The organism is Pseudomonas sp. G7(2022) (assembly GCF_052660475.1).
In genome coordinates, this window is the sequence record NZ_CP109659.1 from 5,915,894 (window position 1) to 5,938,204 (window position 22,311).

At 61.8% G+C, this 22,311-nt stretch carries 24 protein-coding genes; 14 read left to right on the forward strand and 10 right to left on the reverse strand.

Translation table 11 applies throughout. From position 1 onward, the window contains the following. Positions 1 to 2 precede the first annotated feature (2 nt). From NE357_RS27145 to NE357_RS27160, 4 genes are read left to right on the forward strand one after another with little or no spacing between them, the layout of a single operon-like run. Complete coding sequence (locus NE357_RS27145) at positions 3 to 437, forward strand: DUF4426 domain-containing protein (RefSeq protein ID WP_169432303.1); 435 nt, start codon at positions 3 to 5, stop codon at positions 435 to 437. Further along, positions 434 to 1,030: an RdgB/HAM1 family non-canonical purine NTP pyrophosphatase gene (gene rdgB, locus NE357_RS27150; RefSeq protein WP_169432304.1), complete on the forward strand. Its 597-nt coding sequence runs from the start codon at positions 434 to 436 to the stop codon at positions 1,028 to 1,030. The genes NE357_RS27145 and rdgB overlap by 4 nt, the downstream gene beginning before the upstream one ends. Next, positions 1,027 to 2,232, forward strand: a complete 1,206-nt coding sequence (gene hemW / locus NE357_RS27155) for a radical SAM family heme chaperone HemW (RefSeq protein WP_249314347.1) — start codon at positions 1,027 to 1,029, stop codon at positions 2,230 to 2,232. The genes rdgB and hemW overlap by 4 nt, the downstream gene beginning before the upstream one ends. A gap of 20 nt (positions 2,233 to 2,252) precedes the next feature. Next, a complete protein-coding gene (locus NE357_RS27160) occupies positions 2,253 to 2,576 on the forward strand; it encodes a DUF3392 domain-containing protein (protein WP_011336381.1) in 324 nt (107 codons plus the stop codon). A gap of 130 nt (positions 2,577 to 2,706) precedes the next feature. On the opposite strand, the gene trmB is transcribed toward NE357_RS27160, so the two are convergent. The 4 genes from trmB to NE357_RS27180 form a co-directional block, all read right to left on the reverse strand. Next, positions 2,707 to 3,432, reverse strand: coding sequence for a tRNA (guanosine(46)-N7)-methyltransferase TrmB (trmB, locus tag NE357_RS27165; protein WP_169432305.1), 726 nt, complete (start codon positions 3,430 to 3,432; stop codon positions 2,707 to 2,709). 9 nt (positions 3,433 to 3,441) lie between these two features. Beyond that, positions 3,442 to 4,236 carry a thiazole synthase gene (locus NE357_RS27170; protein ID WP_007953385.1) on the reverse strand — a complete coding sequence of 265 codons (795 nt, stop codon included), beginning with the start codon at positions 4,234 to 4,236 and terminating at the stop codon, positions 3,442 to 3,444. Positions 4,237 to 4,296: 60 nt separating this feature from the next. Further along, the gene (gene thiS / locus NE357_RS27175; RefSeq protein ID WP_007953386.1) at positions 4,297 to 4,497 is read right to left on the reverse strand and encodes a sulfur carrier protein ThiS; all 201 of its coding nucleotides are present in this window, start codon (positions 4,495 to 4,497) and stop codon (positions 4,297 to 4,299) included. A 72-nt stretch (positions 4,498 to 4,569) separates the two neighbouring features. Continuing rightward, positions 4,570 to 4,950, reverse strand: a complete 381-nt coding sequence (locus tag NE357_RS27180) for a DUF423 domain-containing protein (protein WP_169432306.1) — start codon at positions 4,948 to 4,950, stop codon at positions 4,570 to 4,572. A gap of 74 nt (positions 4,951 to 5,024) precedes the next feature. Here NE357_RS27180 and mtgA point away from each other — a divergent pair, with 74 nt between their 5' ends. Next, positions 5,025 to 5,747: a monofunctional biosynthetic peptidoglycan transglycosylase gene (gene mtgA, locus NE357_RS27185; protein ID WP_085611980.1), complete on the forward strand. Its 723-nt coding sequence runs from the start codon at positions 5,025 to 5,027 to the stop codon at positions 5,745 to 5,747. A 70-nt stretch (positions 5,748 to 5,817) separates the two neighbouring features. Here the strand turns inward: mtgA and rpoH are convergent, their stop codons facing one another. From rpoH to ftsY, 4 genes are all read right to left on the reverse strand, one after another. Further along, entirely contained in the window at positions 5,818 to 6,672 is an 855-nt protein-coding gene (rpoH, locus tag NE357_RS27190; protein WP_003229146.1) for an RNA polymerase sigma factor RpoH, read from the reverse strand. A 114-nt stretch (positions 6,673 to 6,786) separates the two neighbouring features. Further along, positions 6,787 to 7,812, reverse strand: a complete 1,026-nt coding sequence (ftsX, locus tag NE357_RS27195) for a permease-like cell division protein FtsX (RefSeq protein ID WP_169432307.1) — start codon at positions 7,810 to 7,812, stop codon at positions 6,787 to 6,789. Further along, positions 7,809 to 8,480, reverse strand: a complete 672-nt coding sequence (gene ftsE / locus NE357_RS27200; RefSeq protein ID WP_064380087.1) for a cell division ATP-binding protein FtsE — start codon at positions 8,478 to 8,480, stop codon at positions 7,809 to 7,811. Before ftsE ends, ftsX begins: the two co-directional genes overlap by 4 nt. Then, a complete protein-coding gene (gene ftsY, locus NE357_RS27205; protein ID WP_169432308.1) occupies positions 8,477 to 9,943 on the reverse strand; it encodes a signal recognition particle-docking protein FtsY in 1,467 nt (488 codons plus the stop codon). Before ftsY ends, ftsE begins: the two co-directional genes overlap by 4 nt. Positions 9,944 to 10,288: 345 nt before the next feature. Between ftsY and NE357_RS27210 the strand changes: the two genes are divergently transcribed. From NE357_RS27210 to NE357_RS27240, 7 genes are all read left to right on the forward strand, one after another. Next, complete coding sequence (locus tag NE357_RS27210; RefSeq protein WP_169432309.1) at positions 10,289 to 11,644, forward strand: M16 family metallopeptidase; 1,356 nt, start codon at positions 10,289 to 10,291, stop codon at positions 11,642 to 11,644. Continuing rightward, positions 11,637 to 13,124 (forward strand): M16 family metallopeptidase, encoded by a 1,488-nt coding sequence (locus tag NE357_RS27215; protein ID WP_169432310.1) that lies wholly within the window; start codon positions 11,637 to 11,639, stop codon positions 13,122 to 13,124. The genes NE357_RS27210 and NE357_RS27215 overlap by 8 nt, the downstream gene beginning before the upstream one ends. Beyond that, positions 13,124 to 13,735, forward strand: a complete 612-nt coding sequence (gene rsmD / locus NE357_RS27220) for a 16S rRNA (guanine(966)-N(2))-methyltransferase RsmD (RefSeq protein ID WP_169432311.1) — start codon at positions 13,124 to 13,126, stop codon at positions 13,733 to 13,735. Before NE357_RS27215 ends, rsmD begins: the two co-directional genes overlap by 1 nt. 104 nt (positions 13,736 to 13,839) lie before the next feature. After that, positions 13,840 to 15,183: a M16 family metallopeptidase gene (locus NE357_RS27225; protein ID WP_169432312.1), complete on the forward strand. Its 1,344-nt coding sequence runs from the start codon at positions 13,840 to 13,842 to the stop codon at positions 15,181 to 15,183. Beyond that, positions 15,176 to 16,669: a M16 family metallopeptidase gene (locus NE357_RS27230; protein ID WP_169432313.1), complete on the forward strand. Its 1,494-nt coding sequence runs from the start codon at positions 15,176 to 15,178 to the stop codon at positions 16,667 to 16,669. Before NE357_RS27225 ends, NE357_RS27230 begins: the two co-directional genes overlap by 8 nt. Positions 16,670 to 16,735: 66 nt before the next feature. Then, entirely contained in the window at positions 16,736 to 17,752 is a 1,017-nt protein-coding gene (locus tag NE357_RS27235; RefSeq protein WP_249314349.1) for a hydrolase, read from the forward strand. Between the two features lie 4 nt (positions 17,753 to 17,756). Then, positions 17,757 to 18,587, forward strand: coding sequence for an AraC family transcriptional regulator (locus NE357_RS27240; protein WP_169432314.1), 831 nt, complete (start codon positions 17,757 to 17,759; stop codon positions 18,585 to 18,587). Between the two features lie 6 nt (positions 18,588 to 18,593). Here the strand turns inward: NE357_RS27240 and NE357_RS27245 are convergent, their stop codons facing one another. Together NE357_RS27245 and NE357_RS27250 are read right to left on the reverse strand one after the other, a co-directional pair. Next, positions 18,594 to 19,448, reverse strand: coding sequence for a sulfurtransferase (locus tag NE357_RS27245; RefSeq protein ID WP_169432315.1), 855 nt, complete (start codon positions 19,446 to 19,448; stop codon positions 18,594 to 18,596). Between the two features lie 28 nt (positions 19,449 to 19,476). Beyond that, a complete protein-coding gene (locus NE357_RS27250; protein WP_169432316.1) occupies positions 19,477 to 20,148 on the reverse strand; it encodes a TetR/AcrR family transcriptional regulator in 672 nt (223 codons plus the stop codon). 146 nt (positions 20,149 to 20,294) lie between these two features. Between NE357_RS27250 and NE357_RS27255 the strand changes: the two genes are divergently transcribed. Beyond that, positions 20,295 to 21,725, forward strand: coding sequence for a coniferyl aldehyde dehydrogenase (locus NE357_RS27255; protein WP_169432317.1), 1,431 nt, complete (start codon positions 20,295 to 20,297; stop codon positions 21,723 to 21,725). Positions 21,726 to 21,749: 24 nt separating this feature from the next. Beyond that, positions 21,750 to 22,295 carry a twin-arginine translocation pathway signal protein gene (locus tag NE357_RS27260; protein WP_169432318.1) on the forward strand — a complete coding sequence of 182 codons (546 nt, stop codon included), beginning with the start codon at positions 21,750 to 21,752 and terminating at the stop codon, positions 22,293 to 22,295. Positions 22,296 to 22,311 lie beyond the last annotated feature (16 nt).

Here is a 22,311-nt window from a genome sequence, read left to right on the forward strand (position 1 = left end):
ACATGGGACGCCTGATTACCGCGTTATTGGCCGCCTGCCTGAGCCTGTCGGCCGTGGCCGCCGATGCCATCAAGAGCGAGCGCCAGGAAACCTTCGGCGACGTGACGGTGCACTACAACACCTTCAACTCGACCTACCTGCAACCGGACATCGCCAAGGCTGCCGAGCTGATCCGCAGCAAGAACCAGGGCGTGATCAATGTCTCGGTGATCAAGGACGGCAAGCCGTTGATCGCCAACGTCACCGGTACGGTGAAAGATCTGACCAGCCAGAGCGTGACCCTGAATTTCCGTCAGGTCACCGAACAGGGCGCGATCTATTACATCGCCCAGTACCCGGTGGAACAGCAGGAAACCCGCACTTTCGAAATCAAGGTGCAGACCGGTGACAAGATCAACACCATCAATTTCAACCAAGAGCTTTTCCCTGGCCAATGATCAATCTCAAGCAACTCGTACTGGCCAGCCATAACGCCGGCAAACTCAAGGAACTCCAGGCCATGCTCGGCGAATCGGTGCACCTGCGCTCGATCGGCGAATTCAGCAGCGTGGAACCGGAAGAAACCGGTCTGTCGTTCGTCGAGAACGCGATCCTCAAGGCCCGCAACGCGGCGCGTATTTCCGGGCTGCCGGCGCTGGCTGACGATTCAGGTCTGGCGGTGGATTTCCTCGGCGGTGCGCCGGGCATCTACTCGGCGCGCTACGCCGACGGCAAGGGCGATGCGGCGAACAACGCCAAGCTGCTCGACGCCTTGAAGGATGTGCCTGAAGCCGAACGCGGCGCACAGTTCGTCTGTGTGCTGGCGCTGGTGCGTCACGCAGACGATCCGCTGCCGATCCTGTGCGAAGGCCTGTGGCACGGACGCATCCTGACCGCCGCCAGCGGCGAGCACGGTTTTGGTTACGATCCGCTGTTCTGGGTGCCGGAGCGTAACGTGTCCAGCGCCGAGCTGAGCCCGAGCGACAAAAACCAGATCAGCCACCGCGCCCGCGCAATGGATCTGCTGCGCCAGCGTCTGGGCTTGAAATGACCGATAGCTCCTGCGCGTCGTCGCTGATTATCGGCGGCGCCGCCTCCTCGCCTCGGGCACCGTTGCCGACGCTGCCGCCCCTGGCGCTGTACATCCACATTCCGTGGTGTGTGCGCAAATGCCCGTATTGCGACTTCAACTCCCACACCGCCAGCCCCGTGCTGCCGGAGCAAGAGTACGTCGACGCGATGCTGGCCGACCTCGACCAGGATCTGCACGCGGTATATGGCCGTGAGTTGAGTTCGATCTTCTTTGGCGGCGGCACACCGAGTCTGTTCAGCGCACAAGCCCTTGGTCGCTTGCTGGAAGGCGTCAAACAGCGCATCCCGTTTGCCGATGACATCGAAATCACCCTGGAAGCCAACCCCGGGACCTTCGAACAGGAGAAGTTCGTCGCCTACCGCAAACTGGGGATCAATCGCCTGTCGATCGGTATCCAGAGCTTCCAGCAGGAAAAACTCAAGGCCCTCGGCCGCATCCACAACGGCGATGAAGCGGTACGCGCCGCCGGCATGGCGCGCCAGGCCGGGTTCGATAACTTCAACCTCGACTTGATGCACGGCTTGCCGGACCAGTCGCTGGACGATGCCTTGAGCGACCTGCGTCAGGCCATCGAACTGAAGCCGACGCACATTTCCTGGTATCAGCTGACGCTGGAGCCGAACACCGTGTTCTGGAACCAGCCGCCAGTGCTGCCGGAAGACGATACGTTGTGGGACATTCAAGAGGCCGGACAGGCGCTGCTGGCCGAGCACGGTTACGCGCAGTACGAAGTTTCCGCCTATGCGCAACCGGGCCGCCCGGCGCGGCATAATCTCAACTACTGGAGTTTCGGCGACTTCATCGGCATCGGCGCCGGCGCCCACGGCAAGCTCAGTCACCCGGACGGGCGCATCGTGCGCACCTGGAAGACGCGCCTGCCAAAGGACTACCTCAACCCGGCCAAAAGCTTCCAGGCCGGCGAGAAAGCCCTGACCAACGACGAGATGCCGTTCGAGTTCCTGATGAACGCCCTGCGCCTGACTGCCGGCGTGGAATCACGCCTGTACCCCGAGCGCACCGGCCTGCCGCTGGAGAGCCTCGACGAACACCGCCGCGAGGCCGAACAAAGCGGTCTGTTGCAGGTCGAACCGTCACGTCTGGCGGCCACCGAGCGCGGACAACTCTTTCTCAATGACTTGCTGCAAAAATTTCTGAGCTGATTAGCTCCCGGGGAAACCGCATGGATTTGATACTCGACCTGCTCGCCACCGTGTCCCGCTGGAGCCGCAGCAACCTTTCGGAAATCGCCCTGGCCCTGGTGGGCTGCCTGCTGGTGCTGTTCGGTGCCGACTTCAAAGGCTGGGTTGAACAACGCCTGGGCAGCATCGCCGGCGCCCTGCGTGTGCCGCTGATGGCCCTGCTGTGCATGATCGGCAGCGGCGCCGCGCTGATCTACGCCACGCCTTGGGTGGTGAAGGGGCTGAGCCAGTTCAACAACTACAGCCTGGCGCCGGTGTTGTTGGTGGTGCTGGTGCTGATTGGCGTGGTCGCTGACCGCCGCTGATTTTCAGCACACACAAAATAACTGTGGGAGCGAGCCTGCTCGCGATAGCGACTTAACATTCAACATAATCGTTGACTGTCAGACCGTTATCGCGAGCAGGCTCGCTCCCACATGGGGTTCTGCGTAAGGCTTAAGCGAGTTTCTCGAACTTCAGATCCCACACGCCATGCCCAAGACGCTCGCCGCGGCGTTCGAACTTGGTGATCGGGCGCTCGGCCGGGCGTGGTACGCACTTGCCGTCTTCGGCGACGTTGCGATAGCCCGGGGCGACGTTCATCACTTCCAGCATGTATTCGGCGTACGGCTCCCAGTCGGTGGCCATGTGCAGAATGCCGCCAACCTTCAGCTTGCTGCGCACCAGTTCAGCGAAGGACGCCTGAACGATGCGGCGCTTGTGGTGGCGGCTCTTGTGCCACGGATCCGGGAAGAACAGCATCAGGCGATCGAGGCTGTTGTCGGCGATGCAGCGATTGAGCACTTCGATCGCGTCGCAATCGTAGACCCGCAGGTTGGTCAGGCCCTGAGTCAGCACGCCGTTGAGCAGCGCGCCGACACCCGGACGGTGAACCTCGACACCGATGAAATCCTGTTCCGGCGCAGCGGCGGCCATTTCCAGCAGCGAGTGGCCCATGCCGAAACCGATCTCCAGCGAACGCGGCGCGCAACGGCCGAACACCTGGTCGTAATCCACCGGCGCATCGGCCAGCGGCAGGACGAACTTCGGCGCGCCCTGATCCAGGCCGCGCTGCTGGCCTTCGGTCATGCGCCCGGCGCGCATCACGAAACTCTTGATGCGGCGGTGTTGGCGCTCGTCGCCTTCTTCCGTCTGGATTGGCGTGTCGTTCGATTCAGTCATCAATAGCTCTTACTTGATCAGACCATCCAGCGGCGAAGAGGCGCTGGCATAGAGTTTTTTCGGCATGCGGCCGGCGAGGTAGGCCAAACGGCCCGCGACGATCGCGTGTTTCATGGCTTCGGCCATCATGATCGGCTGCTGGGCATGGGCGATGGCCGAGTTCATCAGCACCGCGTCACAGCCCAGCTCCATCGAGATGGTGGCGTCGGAAGCGGTGCCGACACCGGCATCCACCAGCACCGGGATCTTGGCTTCTTCGAGGATGATCTGCAGGTTGTACGGGTTGCAGATCCCCAGGCCTGAACCGATCAGACCGGCCAGCGGCATCACCGCGATGCAGCCGATTTCCGCCAGTTGCCGGGCGATGATCGGGTCGTCGCTGGTGTAAACCATCACGTCGAAGCCTTCCTTGACCAGCACTTCGGCGGCCTTGAGGGTTTCGATCACGTTGGGGAACAGGGTTTTCTGGTCGGCCAGCACTTCCAGCTTCACCAGGTTGTGGCCGTCGAGCAGCTCACGGGCCAGGCGGCAGGTGCGCACGGCCTCGACCGCGTCGTAGCAGCCGGCGGTGTTCGGCAGGAAGGTGTAGCGATCCGGCGACAGCACTTCGAGCAGGTTCGGCTCGCCTTCGATCTGGCCCAGGTTGGTGCGGCGCACCGCGAAGGTGACGATCTCGGCACCCGAGGCTTCGATGGCCAGGCGGGTTTCTTCCATGTCACGGTACTTGCCGGTACCGACCAGCAAACGCGACTGGTAAGTACGACCGGCCAGAACGAAAGGCTTGTCGCTACGAACGATGCTCATGGGGAATCCTCTGTTGGGGTGAGGGTCTTGCAGAATTCTCGGCCCGTGCAGGCCTGGCAACTAGCCGCCGCCGATGGCGTGCACCACTTCGACGTTGTCGCCGTCGTTCAAAGTGGTGTCGGCATGCTGGCTGCGCGGGACGATATCCAGATTGAGTTCGACCGCGACGCGGCGTCCGGTCAGATCCAGACGGGTCAGCAGGGCCGCAACGGTTTCACCGTCGGGCAGTTCAAAGGATTCACCGTTCAACTGAATGCGCATGCGCAACGCCGCCATCACTTTTTAGGGGGTGGCATTCTAGCCCGATCATGACCTAAAGGTCAGCACCAAGCGTCAAGCGGTTGGCTGCAGGCGCCAGGCGGCGAGCCCGAGGCACAGCCAGCCGATCAGGAATGCCAGGCCACCGAACGGAGTGATGATGCCGAGCTTGCCGATGCCGAGGGTGGTCAGCAGGTACAGGCTGCCGGAGAACAGCAGGATGCCGACGGTGAACGAGATGCCGGCCCAGGCGACCAGCCGCCCCTGAAGCTGGGTGGCCAGCAGCGCCACGCCGAACAGCGCCAGCGCGTGCACCAGTTGATAGGTGACGCCGGTGTGGAAGATCGCCAGGTACTCCGGGGTCAGACGGTTTTTCAGGCCGTGGGCGGCGAATGCGCCGAGGCCGACACCGGTGAAACCAAAGAAGGCAGCCAGCATCAGAAAGCTACGCAGCATGTAGAACTCCAGTCAGACTCGATCGGCAGGGTCTGTATAATGGCCCGCTCAACCGGTTCGGCCAAGCCATCTCTATGCTGCGTTTATTTCTCCGTCGTTTCACGAAGGCCCTGCTCTGGTTCGCGGGCGGCAGCGTATTGCTGGTGTTGGTGTTTCGCTTCGTGCCGCCACCGTTCACGGCGCTGATGGTCGAGCGCAAGATCGAATCCTGGGTCGACGGCGAGCCGATCGATCTGCAACGCACCTGGAAGCCATGGGACGAGATTTCCGATGACCTGAAGGTCGCGGTGATTGCCGGCGAAGACCAGAAATTCCCCGAGCACTGGGGTTTTGACCTGAGTGCAATCAAGGCCGCACTGGCCCACAACGAACTCGGCGGCTCGATCCGCGGTGCCAGCACCTTGAGCCAACAAGTGTCGAAGAACCTGTTTTTGTGGTCCGGTCGCAGCTATCTGCGTAAAGGTCTAGAGGCGTGGTTTACTGCGCTGATCGAAGTGTTCTGGCCCAAGCAGCGGATTCTCGAGGTGTACCTGAACAGTGTCGAATGGGATGACGGCGTGTTTGGTGCCGAAGCAGCGGCAAGGCATCACTTTGGCGTAGGTGCCAGGTCGCTGTCCCGGCAGCAGGCGAGTTATCTGGCGGCGGTGCTGCCGAATCCCCGGGTCTGGAGCGCCAGCCATCCGACCGCTTACGTGTCGCGCCGAGCCGGCTGGATTCGCCAGCAGATGAGCCAGCTGGGGGGCGACAGCTATCTGCTGACACTCAATGATTCCCGCCGGGCGCCTTGGGCCCAATGACTTTGTGACAGGCAAACAAAAACGCCCCGATCATCACTGATCGGGGCGTTTTTTATTGCCGGACTACCGGTTATGCGGCAATCGACAACTTGAGCTTGTTCATCGCGCTCTTCTCGAGCTGACGGATCCGCTCGGCCGATACGTTGTACTTCTGCGCCAGGTCGTGCAGCGTGGCTTTCTCTTCTGCCAGCCAGCGCTGGTAGAGGATGTCGCGGCTGCGTTCGTCCAGCACTTCCAGCGCTTCGTGCAGGTTGTGATTGGAGTTGTCGCTCCAGTCGGCATCTTCCAGTTGACGCGCCGGGTCGTACCGGTGGTCTTCCAGGTAATTGGCCGGCGACTGGAAAGCACTGTCGTCGTCGGCTTCGGCAGCCGGGTCGAAGGCCATGTCATGGCCGGTCAGGCGACTTTCCATCTCACGCACTTCACGCGGCTCGACACCAAGGCTTTCCGCCACACGGTGGACTTCCTCGTTGTTCAGCCAGGCCAGACGTTTCTTCTGGCTGCGCAGATTGAAGAACAGCTTGCGCTGGGCCTTGGTGGTCGCGACTTTCACGATCCGCCAGTTGCGCAGGATGAACTCGTGGATCTCGGCCTTGATCCAGTGCACCGCGAAGGACACCAGACGCACGCCCATTTCCGGGTTGAAACGCTTCACGGCCTTCATCAGACCGACGTTGCCTTCCTGGATCAGGTCAGCCTGAGCCAGACCGTAGCCGGAATAGCTACGGGCGATGTGTACGACAAACCGCAGGTGGGCGAGCACCATCTGCCGAGCCGCCCCCAAATCCTGCTCATAGTAGAGACTCTCGGCCAGTTCACGCTCCTGCTCCGGCGTCAGCAATGGAATGCTGTTGACGGTGTGTACATAAGCTTCCAGGTTTGCGCCCGGAACCAATGCATACGCAGGTTGCAAAGAATTGGTCATACGAAAAAACCTCCGACTTACATACTCGCGCCTTTCGGCACTGCGAAAAATTGACCGGGAACTCAAGTACAAGTTCCCAAAAAACCGCAAGGCCAATCACGCGCAAAAAAGATTCTACTTCGGCGCCAGCTCCCTGAGATGACGTGCGACTGCAATCCATGCACCGATATAACCCAACAGCACCGCGCCAAGCAAGAGCGACAGACCGTCGGCAACTGGCACTCCGGCCAGTGCGAAATCACTGCCGTACAAGCCGGCCAGCCCAACCACCGCGTCGTTCAGCCAGTTCAGGCCGAACGCCAGCACACCCCAGGACAGCAGCCCTGCACCGAAGCCATACAACGCGCCCATATAAAGGAAGGGGCGACGCACATAGCTGTCGGTGCCGCCGACGAGTTTAATCACTTCTATCTCTGTGCGGCGGTTTTCAATATGAAGACGAATGGTATTGCCTATCACCAAAAGTAATGCGGAAACCAGCAACACCGTCAGACCGAAGACAAAGCGGTCGCCGAGCTTGAGGATGGCGGCCAGACGCTCGACCCAGACTAGATCAAGTTGCGCCTGTTGTACCTTGGGCAACTCGGAAAGTTTTTGTCTTAATGCTTCCAGGGTCGACTTGTCGACCTCCTTCGGCGTCACCAGCACCACGCCCGGCAGCGGGTTTTCCGGCAGCTCGCGCAGGGCTTCGCCCAATCCGGACTGCTGCTGGAACTCTTCCAGCGCCTGGTCGCGGCCGACATATTCAGCATCAGCTACGCCGGGCATGCCTTTGATCTGATCACGCAATGCTTCGCCCTGGGCCGGGCTGGCCTCAAGCTCCAGGTACAGCGAGATCTGCGCCGCGCGCTGCCATGAACCGCCCAGACGCTCGACATTGTTCAGCAACAGTGACAGGCCCATCGGCAGACTCAGCGCAACCGCCATCACCATGCAGGTGAAGAAGCTGCCGATCGGCTGCTTGCCGAGACGGCGCAGGCTGTCGATCCAGCTGGCGCGGTGACTTTCGATCCAGGCACGGAACAACGTGGCAAAGTCTGGCCCGTCGTCATCGTCGTGCTTTTTCTTCTTTGGCGGTTGCGGATCGGCGGCCTTCGGAGCCACGCGCTCGGAAACCTTCGGACTGCGTGTCGCACTCATACGCCGGCCTCCCCGTCGCCGATCAATCGGCCGCGTTGCAGGGTCAGCATGCGATGGCGCATGCGCGCAATCAGCGCCAGGTCGTGACTGGCGATCAGCACGCTGGTGCCCAGACGGTTGATGTCTTCGAACACACCCATGATCTCGGCCGCCAGACGCGGGTCGAGGTTACCGGTCGGTTCGTCCGCCAGCAGCAAGGCCGGACGGTGAACGATGGCGCGGGCAATGCCGACGCGCTGTTGCTGACCGGTGGACAGGTCGCCGGGATACAGATCGGCCTTGTCCGACAGCGCCACGCGCTCCAGCGCCGAATCGACGCGCTTGGCGATCTCGACCTTGGACAGCCCGAGAATCTGCAACGGCAGCGCGACGTTGTTGAACACCGTGCGATCGAACAGCAACTGGTGGTTCTGGAACACCACACCGATCTGCCGACGCAGGAACGGAATCTGCGCATTGCTGATGGTGCTCAGGTCTTGCCCGGCCAGCAACAGTTTGCCACTGGTCGGACGTTCCATCGCCAGCAGCAGGCGCAACAACGTGGATTTACCGGCACCGGAGTGGCCGGTGACAAACAGGAACTCGCCGCGACGGACTCGAAAGCTCAGCTCATGCAAGCCGACGTGACCGTTCGGGTAGCGCTTACCGACCTGTTCGAAACGAATCATGAACGCTCCCGCTCGGCAAACAGTGCCTGGACAAAGGGTTCGGCTTCAAAGGTACGCAGATCGTCGATGCCTTCACCGACGCCGATGTAGCGGATCGGCAGACCAAACTGCTTGGCCAGGGCAAAAATCACCCCGCCCTTGGCCGTGCCGTCGAGCTTGGTCAGCGCCAGGCCGGTCAGTTCGACAGTCTGGTTGAATTGCTTGGCCTGATTGATGGCGTTCTGGCCGGTACCGGCATCGAGCACCAGCAGCACTTCGTGCGGCGCATCGGCGTCGAGCTTGCCGATTACCCGGCGAACCTTTTTCAGTTCTTCCATCAGGTTGTCTTTGGTGTGCAGACGACCGGCGGTGTCGGCGATCAGCACGTCGATGCCACGGGCCTTGGCGGCCTGCACGGCGTCGAAGATCACCGAGGCCGAGTCCGCGCCAGTGTGCTGGGCGATCACCGGGATCTTGTTGCGCTCACCCCAGACCTGTAACTGCTCGACAGCCGCAGCACGGAACGTGTCACCCGCGGCGAGCATGACCTTCTTGCCCTCCAGTTGCAGCTTCTTCGCCAGTTTGCCGATGGTGGTGGTCTTGCCGGCGCCGTTGACACCGACCACAAGGATCACGAACGGCTTGTTCTGCGAAACGATCTTCAGCGGTTGCTCGACCGGTTTGAGCATCGCGGCCAGCTCGGCCTGCAGGGATTTGTACAGGGCGTCGGAATCGGCCAGTTCCTTGCGGGCGACCTTCTGGGTCAGGCGCTGGATGATGACCGACGTCGCCTCGACGCCAACGTCGGCGGTCAGCAGACGGGTTTCAAGATCGTCGAGCAGATCGTCATCGATGGCTTTCTTGCCGAGGAACAGGCTGGCCATGCCCTCGCCGATGCTGGCACTGGTCTTGGACAGGCCTTGCTTGAGCCGGGCGAAGAAGCCGGCCTTGGTTTCCTCGGTGCGCGGGGCCTGGACCGGGGTTTCGACGACAGCGACAGGCGCAGCGACTATCGGTGCAGGTGCAGGTGCAGCGACTATCGGCGCAACCGGGGCAGCGACCACAGGCTCGGGAATGACAGGAGCAGGTTCGACCACCGGCGGCTGAACAGGCTCAGGCGTGAATGCAACCGGTGCCGGAATCGGCGGCGTAATGTGCGGCGCAGCCTCTTCAACCAGTGCCACCGGCTCTTCGGCCACCGGCAAGGTCAGCCACGGCTGGGCGGCCGGGGTCAGGGGCAGTTCAGCGGCGGTCGGCGCTACAGGCTCGGCCTCGGCCACCGGTTGCAGCACCGGCTCGGCAATCGGAAGCACAACCGGTGCCGGCACTTCTTCTATGACAGGTGCTGGCGCCGGGGCTGGCTCAGGAATGGCAGTCGGCTGTTCGACGACGGGTTCCTGCGGTTTTTTGCGCAGCCATCCGAACAGGCTTTTTTTCTCGCCAGCCGCAGCTGGGGTCTTCTTGTCGTCGTTGGAACCAAACATGGAGGACGGCTATCTCACGGTAGCGACGCGCCACAGGGGCGCCCCGGCAAATAAATATTCGATGCAGAACAGACTGTGTTTCATCCAGCTTGTTCACGCGCAACATTTTGTCGAGGTGCAAGCGGCACCTCAAAAGATTGATCAACACGAAGGACTGGTAGGCCATCGTCGGGGAAAAAGCAGAGTCTAGCGGACAAAATCCAGATTAAATCCGCAAATAGCATCACCTGCCTGCCGATCAAAGGCCTTATAGGCGTGGCCCCCAGTAAAACGGATCAGTATCCTAGCACCCTCTCGCCCGCCGACGCTAAGACCAAGCGGGCAGCCCAACAGGTTTAAAAACGAATGAATGCTCTAGCCCGCCGCGCCGCAGGCCTGTTGCTCAGCACAGTCTGCCTGCCCCTTTCGGCCCTGGCGGCCGACCCGCAACCGACTCACGAATTCACCCTCGACAACGGCTTGAAGATCGTCGTGCGCGAAGACCATCGCGCACCGGTGGTGGTGTCGCAGGTCTGGTACAAGGTCGGTTCCAGCTACGAAACCCCGGGCCAGACCGGTCTGTCCCACGCCCTCGAACACATGATGTTCAAGGGCAGCGAAAAAGTCGGCCCCGGCGAAGCCTCGCTGATCCTGCGCGACCTCGGCGCCGAAGAGAATGCCTTCACCAGCGACGACTTCACCGCTTATTACCAAGTGCTGGCCCGCGACCGTCTGGGCGTGGCCTTCGAACTGGAAGCCGACCGCATGGCCAACCTGCGCCTGCCGGCCGACGAGTTCGCCAAGGAAATCGAAGTCATCAAGGAAGAGCGCCGCCTGCGCACCGACGACAAGCCGATGTCCAAGGCCTACGAGCGCTACAAGGCCATGGCCTACCCGGCCAGCGGTTATCACACGCCGACCATCGGCTGGATGGCTGACCTGGAGCGGATGAAGGTCGAAGAGCTGCGTCACTGGTATCAGTCCTGGTACGTGCCGAACAACGCCACGCTGGTGGTGGTCGGCGACGTGACCCCGGACGAGGTGAAGACCCTCGCCCAGCGCTACTTCGGGCCGATCCCGAAACGCGACGTGCCGCCGGCGAAAAAGCCGCTGGAACTGGCCGAGCCCGGCGAACGCCAGATCACCCTGCACGTGCAGACCCAGCTGCCGAGCCTGATGCTCGGCTTCAACGTCCCGAGCATTGCCACCGCCGAAGACAAACGTTCGGTCAACGCCTTGCGCCTGATTTCGGCATTGCTGGACGGCGGCTACAGCGGCCGCATCCCGACCCAACTGGAGCGCGGCGAAGAGTTGGTGTCCGGCGGTTCATCGAGCTACGACGCCTACACGCGCGGTGACAGCCTGTTCACCCTGTCGGCCACGCCGAACACCCAGAAGAAAAAGACCATGGCCCAGGCTGAAGCCGGCCTGTGGAAACTGCTGGAACAGCTGAAAACCACCGCGCCGTCCGCCGAAGAGCTGGAACGTGTGCGTGCCCAGGTCATCGCCGGTCTGGTCTTCGAGCGCGATTCGATCACCAGCCAGGCCACCGCCATCGGCCAACTGGAGACCGTGGGTCTGTCGTGGAAGCTGATGGACACCGAACTGGCGGATCTGGAAAGCGTCACCCCGCAAGACATCCAGAACGCCGCCAAGCTGTATTTCACCCGCGAACGTCTCAGCGTCGCCCATGTCCTGCCACTGGAGACGACTCATGAGTGAGCGCAAAACCCCACGCCTGCTGCTCGGCCTGATCGCCGTGGCCATCATCGGCTCCGCGGCACTCTATCTGGCGCCGAGCGACGACAGCAAGGCCAGCGAAGCGCTGGATAACGCCAAGTCCAGCCAGAAGCTGCAATCGCTGGCCGAACTCGACGGCAAGGCCCCGGCCAGCCGCAAGCTCGACGTACAGACCTGGAACACCGCCGAAGGCGCCAAGGTGCTGTTCGTCGAGGCTCGCGAACTGCCGATGTTCGACATGCGCCTGATCTTTTCCGCCGGCAGCAGCCAGGACGGCAATGCACCGGGCCTGGCCCTGTTGACCAACGCCATGCTCAACGAAGGTGTGGCGGGCAAGGACGTCGGCGCCATCGCTCAAGGCTTCGAAGGCTTGGGCGCGGACTTCGGCAACGGCGCCTATAAAGACATGGCCATCGCGTCGCTGCGCAGCCTCAGTGCTGCCGACAAACGCGAGCCGGCGCTGAAGCTGTTCTCGGAAGTGGTGGGCAAACCGACCTTCCCGGCCGACTCCTTCGCGCGCATCAAGAACCAGATGCTCGCCGGTTTCGAGTACCAGAAACAGAACCCCGGCAAACTCGCCAGCCTGGAATTGATGAAGCGTCTGTACGGCGATCATCCGTATGCCCATTCCAGCGACGGCAACGCGCAAAGCGTACCGAAGATCACGCTGGCGCAACTGCGTGAATTCCACGCCAGGGCCTATGCGGCCGGCAACGTGGTGATTGCGCTGGTGGGCGATCTGTCCCGCAGCGAAGCCGAGGCGATTGCCAACCAGGTGTCCGCTGCGCTGCCAAAAGGCCCGGCGCTGGCGAAAGTCGAGCAACCGACCGAGCCGAAAGCCGGCATCGGCCACATCGAGTTTCCGTCGAAGCAGACCAACCTGATGCTCGCGCAACTGGGCATCGACCGTGATGACCCGGACTATGCCGCACTGTCGATGGGCAACCAGATCCTCGGGGGCGGTGGCTTCGGCACCCGTTTGATGAGCGAAGTCCGCGAGAAACGCGGCCTGGCCTACGGCGTGTATTCGGCGTTCAGCCCGATGCAGGCGCGCGGCCCGTTCATGATCAATCTGCAGACCCGCGCGGAAATGAGCGAAGGCACCCTGAAACTGGTGCAGGACGTGCTCGCCGACTACCTGAAGACCGGCCCGACCCAGAAAGAACTCGATGACGCCAAGCGCGAACTGGCCGGCAGCTTCCCGCTGTCCACGGCGAGCAACGCCGATATCGTCGGCCAGCTCGGCGCCATGGGCTTCTACAATCTGCCGTTGAGCTATCTGGACGATTTCATGCGTCAGTCCCAGAGCCTGACCGTCGAGCAGGTCCGCGACGCCCTGAACAAACACCTGAGCACGGACAAAATGGTCATCGTCAGCGCTGGCCCGACCGTGCCGCAAAAGCCGTTACCGGCCCCATCTGATAAACCTGCCGAGCAGCCGCTCGGGGTTCCGGAGCATTAATGGCCAGTCCAAAGAAACCTGTACAAAAACTGCACAACGGTGTGAACCAGTTGCGCATCATCGGCGGCGAATGGCGCAGCCGCAAACTGAGCTTCCCGGATGCGCCGGGCCTGCGTCCGACGCCGGACCGGGTACGCGAAACCCTGTTCAACTGGCTCGCGCCATACGTTGCCGGGGCCAAGGTGCTCGATCCGTTCGCCGGCAGCGGCGCGCTGTTTCTGGAAGCGCTGTCCCGTGGCGCGTCCATGGGCCAGGCACTGGATGCCAGCCATGTCGCGGTCTCCAGCCTGAAAGAACACCTCGGCACGCTGCGCTGCACCAACGGCCACGTACAGACCGCCGACGCCCTGCGCTATCTGGAAACCCAGACCGCAACCGCGTTCGACCTGGTGTTCCTCGACCCGCCCTTCAACCAGAACCTGTTGCCTGCCGTGTGCACGCTGCTGGAAGAACGCCAATGGCTGGCGGATGATTCGTGGATCTACACTGAAAGTGAAACCGCGCCATCGACTCTCGGCCTGCCAGGCAACTGGCGCCTGCACCGCGAACAGAAATCCGGGCGGGTGTACTACGCGCTGTGGCAACGCAGCGTGCCCTCTCCTGACGTCTGATGAACGCAGTATTCGGCGTGCGGTAGATAACTACCGCACGCCGCCCGCGCAAAATCTCCACAGTGGATTACGCATTTCAGTAATCTATTGAGGACGAATCACTTATGGACACTTTGTGCAGCAGGATGCTGCCTTGTCTGGCCTTTGCCCCGCTGCTGGCGCTGGCCGACCCACTACCGACTACCCACGAGTTTCTGCTGGACAACGGCTTGAAGGTCATCGTCCGCGAAGATCACCGGGCCCCGCTGGTCACCTCCCAACTGTGGTTCAACGTCGGATCGGCCGACGAAGCGCCAGGCCAGACAGGGCTGTCGCATGCACTGGAACACATGCTTTACAAGGGCAGCAGCAAGACTTGCCCGGGCGAGGCGTCCGCGATCCTGGAGTCGTTGGGGGCATCGGAAAATGCCTTTACCAGCAAAGACGTCACTGCCTACCATCAGACGCTGCCCAAGCCTTATCTGGGGGTTGCGTTCGAATTGATGGCCGACATGATGTCGACTGCTCACCTCAAACCCGAAGACTTCGCCTCCGAGATCAGTGTCATTCAAGAAGAGCGCCGCTTGAATGTGGAAGACAGTTCTCTGGACACCGCCATGGAACGTCTGGAAACCCTGGCCTACCCATCCAGCAGCTACCGAACGCCCGTCATCGGCTGGATGAATGACCTGCACGGCTTGAACACCACTCAGTTGCGGGACTGGTATGAGTCACGCTATGCCCCCGGCAATGCCACGCTGGTAGTCGTCGGTGACGTCACGCTCGATTACGTTCAGCCCCTGGCTCAGCGCTACTTCGGCGGCCTCGCCAGTCGCCCTTTTCCCCAAGCCGTGAAACCGCGAGAACTGTCGGAACCGGGAGAGCGCCGAATCACACTCAACCAACCGGTTCCTGCCCCCGAACTGATCATGGCATTCAACGTTCCCAGCCTGGCTACTGCAGAGACATATCAGACCGCGCATGCATTGCGCCTGATCGAAATGTTGCTGGCAGGCTCCCAGAGCGCACGTCTGCAAAAACGCCTGCTGCACCATGAACATATGCTCAGTCACGTCGACGCCAGCTATGACCTTTACAGTCGTGGCGACACCCTCCTGATATTGCGCACCCGACTCGACAACTCGCACTCGGCCAGTCCTGACGAGGCGCAATCAAGAGTCTGGGATCTGCTTGAGGAGCTGCGTACCACGCCTCCTCCCATCGACGAACTGGAACGCGCGCGAACCCAATTGATCGCCCGAAGTTTTTTTGCACGAGATTCGATCGATAGCACTGCCCAACATCTGGCCGCACTCGAGAGCATTGGCCTGTCGTGGCAATTGCTCGATCAGGAGATTGCCGAGTTAAAGAGCGTGACGCCTGAGGACATCCGTCAGACCGCTGAAAAATATCTGATCCGCGAACGCCTCAGTACCGCCCATGTGCTCATGGAGAAAAAACATGGATAAATCTGCGCACATCTTTGGGCCTGCCCTGGCCTGTTTCGCATTCATCGGTTGGCTGTCAGCCAGCCCGGCTGCTGCCCTTACCGCGCCAGTCGCCTTTCCCGAGTCCCGATTGCAATCATTGTCGGAAACAGACACGACCCGACAGAGCCCACGCCCATTGATCATCCAGGGCTGGAAAACCACGACAGGCATCAAAACGTTATTCATCCGCACCACGGAGCTGCCGATGTTCGATGTTCACGTCAGCTTCGCCTCCGGCAGCGCACACGATGGCGACACCCCCGGCCTGGCAGCGGTGACCTTCAGCCTGTTCAACGAAGGTGTGAGCGGCAAGCGTGATCATGCAGCGATCGCCGAAGTCTTTGACGGGCTGGGTGCGAAGCTCGGCATGGATCTGGATCAGGAGCGTGCTACCTTCACGTTGCGCAGCCTCAGCGATCCAGACAAAAGCAGCCCGGCCCTGCAATTGTTCACGCAAATGCTGGGGCAGCCTTCTCTTACCGAAGAAGCTCTGCTCAGGGTCAAGAGCGAGCTTCGCGGGTTGCAGCTGGCACAACAGCAACAACCTGCGGAAATTGCTGCGCAACGCCTTCAGGAGCTGCTGGCCCCGGACACGCCATACGCCCGTCCGCTCTACGGAACCGATGCCGGCCTGACCTCGATCACCCGCCAGGCCGTACAAGCGTTCCACCGCCAAACCCACTCGGCAAGCCAAACACAAATTACGTTGGTGGGAGATCTTTCCGTCGAACAGGCGCAGGCCATCAGCCTGCAAATCACCAACGCACTCCCCGCGCCCCTCGTCGCACTCCCCGCAGTCGAACCGCCCAAATCGTTCGGCATGGAAATGCATCGCCATGTCGAGCGTGCACAGGAACAGACTCACGTATTGCTTGGGCAACCGAGCCTGTCGCGCCAACACGACGACTTCGTCGTACTGTATGCCGCGACGCAGATTTTCGGCAGGGGTGCGAACTCCCGTCTGATGACCGAACTGCGGCACAAACGCGGTCTCGTGTACGACGCCAGCATTCGCACCAAAGACTGGGCGGGCAGCGGACTGACATCAATCGCTCTGCAGACCAGCCCCCAATTCGCGAATGAAACGGTGGCACTGGTGAAATCGATGCTCAGCAATTTCCAGCGTGAAGGCCCCTCGCAGGAGGAACTCGATCACTTCAAGCGCGGACTGGCCAACACCAATATCATTGGCAGCGCCAGCAACGAGCAGATTCTCGGGCGCCTGGCCGAGATCAACCGTCATCACTTGCCACTGGACCTGGATTTCTTCGCGCAACAGGTGCAGCGCCTGACGCTTGAGCAGATCAGAATGGCAGTGGACAAACATTTGCCAGACGATCAGTGGCGGGTAGTGACCATAGGTCCGACGGTCCAGCAACTGCCGCTCCCGCAACCGGCCATTGTCCCGACCGTCGAGCCGTCAGGGCATTCGTGTCGCGCTGATGCAGGCTTTGTGGCAAGTTAGACCTCCCTTGAAGTGACAGCGCTTTGCATGACTGTCACTTCATGCATGACACCGTCGAGATTTACCGTGCGCGCACTTCTTTCTCCTTCCGAACCCGGATTTCGTTTCACGCCCGCCTTCGGCCTCGGCAATCCGCACCTGCAAACCTTGTGGGGGCCGCTGTGGCGCAAAACCGTACACCTTGATCGCCAGCGCGAACGGCTGTGGCTGGAGGACGGTGACTTCCTCGACCTCGACTGGCATGGCCCACACAGCGCCGACGCGCCATTGGTGCTGGTATTGCACGGGCTGACCGGTTCTTCCAACTCGCCTTACGTCGCCGGGATCCAGGCAGCGCTCGCAGCACAGGGCTGGGCCAGTGTCGCGCTGAACTGGCGTGGCTGCTCGGGCGAGCCGAATCTGTTGCCGCGAAGCTACCATTCCGGCGCCAGCGAAGACCTCGCCGAAGCCATCCGTCATTTGAAAGCCAAGCGACCGCTGGCGCCGCTGTATGCGGTCGGCTACTCCCTCGGCGGCAACGTGTTGCTCAAGCATCTGGGGGAAACCGGCAGCGCCAGCGGCGTGCTCGGCGCAGTGGCGGTGTCGGTGCCGTTTCGACTGGATCAATGCGCCGACCGTATCGGCCAGGGCTTTTCGAAGGTCTATCAAGCGCACTTCATGCGCGAAATGGTCGCCTACATCAAGAACAAGCAGCGCCAGTTCCAGCACGACGGACGCGAGGACGGTCTGGCCGCACTGGCAGCCCTCGGCTCGCTGGAAAACATGCGTACCTTCTGGGATTTCGACGGCCGGGTGACCGCGCCGCTGCACGGTTTTGTCGATGCCGAGGATTACTATCGCCGTGCGTCGAGCCGCTACTTTCTTGGGGAAATCCGCACGCCGACCCTGATCATTCAAGCGGCGGATGATCCGTTCGTGTTTCCCCACAGCCTGCCGCAGGCCAGCGAGCTGTCGACCTCGACGCAGTTCGAATTGCAGAGCAAGGGTGGCCATGTCGGTTTCGTCGACGGCTCATTCCGCCAACCGGGTTATTACCTGGAACGGCGCATTCCCCAATGGCTGGCCGAATCGGGGCGCGGGTGAGGTCATGAGCGATCAGGGCGAGTCGATCCGTTTCTGGCAAACCGCGCCATTGGCCGGCGTCGAACTGCTCTCGGCGCGCTACATCGAGCATCGTTTCGCCCCGCATGTCCATGACGGCTATGTGATCGGCATGATCATGGCCGGCGCCCAGCGCTACCGCTATCGCGGCGCCGAACACCTGGCGGGCAGTGGCACGCTGGTGCTGATCAACCCGGACGAATTGCACACCGGCCACAAAGGCACCGAGGACGGCTGGCTGTACCGTGCGTTCTATCCGGACACCGGCAAGATTGTCTCGTTGCTCGAAGAACTGGAACTGCCGACCACGCCAATGCCAGCCTTTGGCGCGACGCTGTACCGCGATCCGGATCTGGTCAACGGCTTCAGCCAGTTGCACCGTTTACTGGAAAGCCCCGCCACCGCGCTGCAACAACAGACGGTATGGCGCGAAATGATGATGCGGCTGTTGCAACGCCACGCGGCGGTGCAGATCAACGGCAAGCCCGGCAAAGAGCACCGCGCAGTGGCGATGGCCAAGGAGTTGCTGCACGCGCAACTGGCGGCGCCGCCCTCGCTGGAAGAACTGGCGGCGGCGGTGAACCTGTCGCCCTTCCACTTCGCCCGGGTGTTCCGCCGCGCCACCGGCATGCCGCCCCACAGCTGGCTGATGCAGCAGCGGATCGCCTGCGCCCGGGGCTTGTTGCAGAGCGGCTGCCTGCCGGTGGAAGTCGCCACCCGGCTGGGCTTTGCCGACCAGAGCCATCTGAGCCGGCAGTTCAAACAGGTTTACGGCGTGGGGCCGGCGGCCTATCGCAGCGCGCGGCTGGATCGCTGAACGCGTTTACTCGCCCGTAGCGATACCGCGCGAAGGCTCATTGATCCACTCGCTCCACGATCCGGCATACAAAGAACCCAATGGGTAACCCGCCAGGCACAGGGCGAACAGGTTGTGACACGCCGTCACCCCGGAGCCGCAGTAAGCCACCAGATCGTTCGGCGAACGCTCGCCGAGTTTCGCGGCGAAACGCTGCTTGAGCTGATCGGCCGGCAGGAAACGCCCGTCGCTGCCCAGGTTGTCGGTGAACGCCGCGCATTGCGCGCCGGGAATGTGCCCCGCTATTGGATCGATCGGCTCCACTTCGCCTTTGAACCGCGGCAAGGCGCGGGCATCGAGCAGGGTCAGGGCCGGCTGGCCCAGGCGCTGCTGCAATTGCTCGGCGCTGAGCAGCAGGCTCATGTCCGGCTGGCCGCTGAAGTTGCCCCGGGCCGCTGACGGTGGATCAAGACTCAACGGCAGCCCCGCCGCATGCCAGGCCTTGAGCCCGCCATCGAGAATGAACACGCCGTCACGCTTGCCCAGCCACGCCAGCAACCACCAGGCCCGCGCCGCATAGGCGCCCGGGCCGTCGTCATACAGAACCACGTCGCTGTCGTTGTCGATGCCGAACGCTTGCAGGCGTTCGATCAGCGCCGCCGGCTCCGGCAGTGGATGGCGACCGGTCACACCCTTGGTCAACGGGCCGCTGAGGTCGCGCTCAAGATCGGCGAAGTGTGCCCCGGCAATGTGCCCCTCGGCGTAGCTGCGCTGGCCGTAATCCGGGTCTTCGAGGGCAAAACGGCAATCGAGAATCACCAGCCCCGGCCGCGCCTTGCGGGCATCCAGTGCGGTCGGGCTGATCAGTTGCGCAATCGGCATAGCGAACGACTCCAGTGAGGAAATGGGCTTACGGTCTTTCTTCGAGGGCCTGGGCCAGCGGCACGTAGAACTCTTCGAACAAGGCGTTGACCTCATCGCGGGCCTGCTCGGTGACGAACCCTGCTTCCAGCACCAGCACCTGATACACGCCGCGCTTAATGGCCTGCTCGCTGAGGTGGTTGGAGTTTTCCCGGGTCGTGCACAGGAAGCGCACCCAAGAGGTGAGGATGATCCACGCGTTGAGGGTCAGGGATTCGATCTGCACCCGGTCCATTTTCAGGATGCCGGCGGCGACGAAACCTTCATAGATGGCCGCGCCCTGAATCACGCAGCGCTGGGAAAAGCGCCGGTAACGCCCGGCCAGATCCGGATCGCTGTCGAGCAGATGCTCGAGATCGCGATGCAGGAAACGGTAGCGCCACATCGCCGACAGCAGTTCCTTGAGGTAGAAACGCTTGTCTTCGACCGTCGCCGGCCGCCCCTGAGGCGGGCGCAGGAAGCTGTCGACCAGGCTTTCGTACTCACTGAACAGCACAGCGATGATCGCCTGCTTGTTGGGGAAGTGGTAGTACAGATTGCCCGGAGAAATCTCCATGTGGGCGGCGATGTGATTGGTGCTGATGCTGCGCTCGCCCTGCTGATTGAACAGCTCGAGGCTGTTCTGCACGATGCGCTCGCTGGTTTTGATCCGTGGGGCCATGGCTTGAGCTTTAATTCAGAGTGCGTTGGGGGGCATCTTACGACCTAACCGGAATTGGATAAAACCGTGACGCACCAGGAAGTCATTTGACTTTCTAGAGCATAGACTCTAGAAAGTTCCTCACGACAACAAATCCGGAGCCGACAATGACCGCCGATATTGCCTACCTGCAATCGTTGAAACAGCCGTTGGAGGCGCTCAACCGGTTATTCGAAGCCCAGCGCGCCGCCTACGCCGCCAACCCGATGCCGCCTGCCGCCCAGCGCCAGCAATGGCTCAAGGCCCTGCGCGATCTGCTGAGCAGCGAACGTCAGGCGCTGGTCGAGGCGATCAGTTCTGACTTCAGCCATCGCAGCGCCGATGAAACCCTGCTCGCCGAGCTGATGCCGAGCCTGCACGGCATTCATTACGCCAGCCGGCATATCAGCCAATGGATGAAGCCTTCTCGGCGCAAGGTTGGCGTCGCCTTCCAGCCGGCATCGGCAAAAGTCGTGTATCAGCCGCTGGGCGTAGTGGGCGTTATCGTGCCGTGGAACTACCCGCTGTTCCTGGCCATGGGCCCGTTGACCGGCGCGCTCGCGGCAGGCAACCGGGTGATGCTCAAACTCAGCGAATCGACCCCGGCCACCGGACTGCTGCTCAAGGAATTGCTGGCGCGGATCTTCCCCGAAGATCTGGTGTGCGTGGTGCTCGGCGAGGCCGATGTCGGTGTAGCGTTTTCGAAACTGCGCTTCGATCACCTGCTGTTCACCGGCGCCACCAGTATCGGCAAGCACGTGATGCGCGCGGCGGCGGAAAACCTCACGCCAGTGACTCTGGAGCTGGGCGGCAAGTCGCCGGCCATCGTTTCCCACGACGTGCCGCTCAAGGACGCCGCCGAACGCATCGCCTTCGGCAAGACCCTCAACGCCGGCCAGACCTGCGTGGCCCCGGACTACGTGCTGGTGCCGGAAGAGCGCGTCGGCGGTTTCGTCGAAGCCTATCGCCAGGCCGTGCGCGGGTTTTATCCGACACTCGCCGACAACCCGGACTACACCGCCATCATCAATGAACGCCAACTGGCGCGTCTCAACGGCTACCTCAGCGACGCCACCAGCAAGGGTGCGCTGCTGATTCCGTTGTTCGACCAGGGCCAGGGCCGACGCATGCCTCACAGCCTGCTGCTGAATGTCAGCGACGAAATGACAGTGATGCAGGACGAAATCTTCGGCCCGCTGCTGCCGATCGTGCCGTACCAGAATCTGGATCAGGCATTTGCTTACATCAATCAGCGACCACGTCCTCTGGCTCTTTACTACTTCGGCTACGACAAACGCGAACAGAACCGCGTGCTCCATGAAACCCATTCCGGAGGAGTTTGCCTGAACGACACCTTGTTGCATGTGGCCCAGGACGACATGCCGTTCGGCGGTATCGGACCGTCGGGGATGGGCCATTACCACGGGCACGAAGGTTTTCTGACCTTCAGCAAGGCCAAGGGCGTGCTGGTCAAACAGCGCTTCAACGCGGCGAAGCTGATCTACCCGCCGTACGGCAAAACCATTCAGAAACTGATCCAGAAACTGTTCATTCGCTAACGTCACCGCCGGGTAATAACAACAATGCACCCAAGCCTGACCGAAACACCCGCCCTCTCGCGCCGTGGCCTGCTGAAATTCAGTCTGGGCGCCACGGCTTTCCTCGCCACCGCCGGCCTTGGTGCCAGCCTCAGCGGCTGTTCGTCGAGCGTATCGGTCAACGGATTCGCCACGTTGCGCAGCGGTGATCTGCTGTTTCTGCGCGCACTGATTCCAGTAATGCTGGATGGCGCCGTTGCTGTGGAAAAGATGCCCGCCGCTGTCGATGGAACCCTGAAGTCCCTGGACTACAGCCTCGATCACCTGTCACCGGAAATGCTCAAGCTCACCCGGCAACTGTTCGATGTACTGGGCATGGCGGTGACGCGCGGGCCATTGACCGGAATCTGGGGCAGTTGGGAAAACGCCAGCCCCGAGGCGATCCGCCACTTCCTCGAACGCTGGGAAAACAGCTCGCTGAGCCTGCTGCGCATGGGCCACAGCTCCCTGCAGCAAATGGTGATGATGGCCTGGTACACCCGCGCCGAATCCTGGGCCCATTGCGGTTACCCCGGCCCGCCCGCCGTTTGAGCCTGGCGACCCACGC

Excerpts from the sequence above, each read along its gene's own strand:
- NE357_RS27240 (WP_169432314.1), top strand. The coding sequence starts at position 17,757 with ATGAGCGATCAGGGCGAGTCGATCCGTTTCTGGCAAACCGCGCCATTG.
- ftsE (WP_064380087.1), bottom strand. The coding sequence starts at position 8,480 with ATGATTCGTTTCGAACAGGTCGGTAAGCGCTACCCGAACGGTCACGTC.
- rpoH (WP_003229146.1), bottom strand. The coding sequence starts at position 6,672 with ATGACCAATTCTTTGCAACCTGCGTATGCATTGGTTCCGGGCGCAAAC.
- hemW (WP_249314347.1), top strand. The coding sequence starts at position 1,027 with ATGACCGATAGCTCCTGCGCGTCGTCGCTGATTATCGGCGGCGCCGCC.
- NE357_RS27145 (WP_169432303.1), top strand. The coding sequence starts at position 3 with ATGGGACGCCTGATTACCGCGTTATTGGCCGCCTGCCTGAGCCTGTCG.
- NE357_RS27210 (WP_169432309.1), top strand. The coding sequence starts at position 10,289 with ATGAATGCTCTAGCCCGCCGCGCCGCAGGCCTGTTGCTCAGCACAGTC.
- NE357_RS27215 (WP_169432310.1), top strand. The coding sequence starts at position 11,637 with ATGAGTGAGCGCAAAACCCCACGCCTGCTGCTCGGCCTGATCGCCGTG.
- NE357_RS27260 (WP_169432318.1), top strand. The coding sequence starts at position 21,750 with ATGCACCCAAGCCTGACCGAAACACCCGCCCTCTCGCGCCGTGGCCTG.
- mtgA (WP_085611980.1), top strand. The coding sequence starts at position 5,025 with ATGCTGCGTTTATTTCTCCGTCGTTTCACGAAGGCCCTGCTCTGGTTC.
- trmB (WP_169432305.1), bottom strand. The coding sequence starts at position 3,432 with ATGACTGAATCGAACGACACGCCAATCCAGACGGAAGAAGGCGACGAG.
- rsmD (WP_169432311.1), top strand. The coding sequence starts at position 13,124 with ATGGCCAGTCCAAAGAAACCTGTACAAAAACTGCACAACGGTGTGAAC.
- NE357_RS27245 (WP_169432315.1), bottom strand. The coding sequence starts at position 19,448 with ATGCCGATTGCGCAACTGATCAGCCCGACCGCACTGGATGCCCGCAAG.
- NE357_RS27160 (WP_011336381.1), top strand. The coding sequence starts at position 2,253 with ATGGATTTGATACTCGACCTGCTCGCCACCGTGTCCCGCTGGAGCCGC.
- NE357_RS27180 (WP_169432306.1), bottom strand. The coding sequence starts at position 4,950 with ATGCTGCGTAGCTTTCTGATGCTGGCTGCCTTCTTTGGTTTCACCGGT.
- NE357_RS27250 (WP_169432316.1), bottom strand. The coding sequence starts at position 20,148 with ATGGCCCCACGGATCAAAACCAGCGAGCGCATCGTGCAGAACAGCCTC.
- ftsX (WP_169432307.1), bottom strand. The coding sequence starts at position 7,812 with ATGAGTGCGACACGCAGTCCGAAGGTTTCCGAGCGCGTGGCTCCGAAG.
- ftsY (WP_169432308.1), bottom strand. The coding sequence starts at position 9,943 with ATGTTTGGTTCCAACGACGACAAGAAGACCCCAGCTGCGGCTGGCGAG.
- NE357_RS27230 (WP_169432313.1), top strand. The coding sequence starts at position 15,176 with ATGGATAAATCTGCGCACATCTTTGGGCCTGCCCTGGCCTGTTTCGCA.
- NE357_RS27170 (WP_007953385.1), bottom strand. The coding sequence starts at position 4,236 with ATGAGCATCGTTCGTAGCGACAAGCCTTTCGTTCTGGCCGGTCGTACT.
- NE357_RS27225 (WP_169432312.1), top strand. The coding sequence starts at position 13,840 with ATGGACACTTTGTGCAGCAGGATGCTGCCTTGTCTGGCCTTTGCCCCG.
- rdgB (WP_169432304.1), top strand. The coding sequence starts at position 434 with ATGATCAATCTCAAGCAACTCGTACTGGCCAGCCATAACGCCGGCAAA.
- NE357_RS27255 (WP_169432317.1), top strand. The coding sequence starts at position 20,295 with ATGACCGCCGATATTGCCTACCTGCAATCGTTGAAACAGCCGTTGGAG.
- thiS (WP_007953386.1), bottom strand. The coding sequence starts at position 4,497 with ATGCGCATTCAGTTGAACGGTGAATCCTTTGAACTGCCCGACGGTGAA.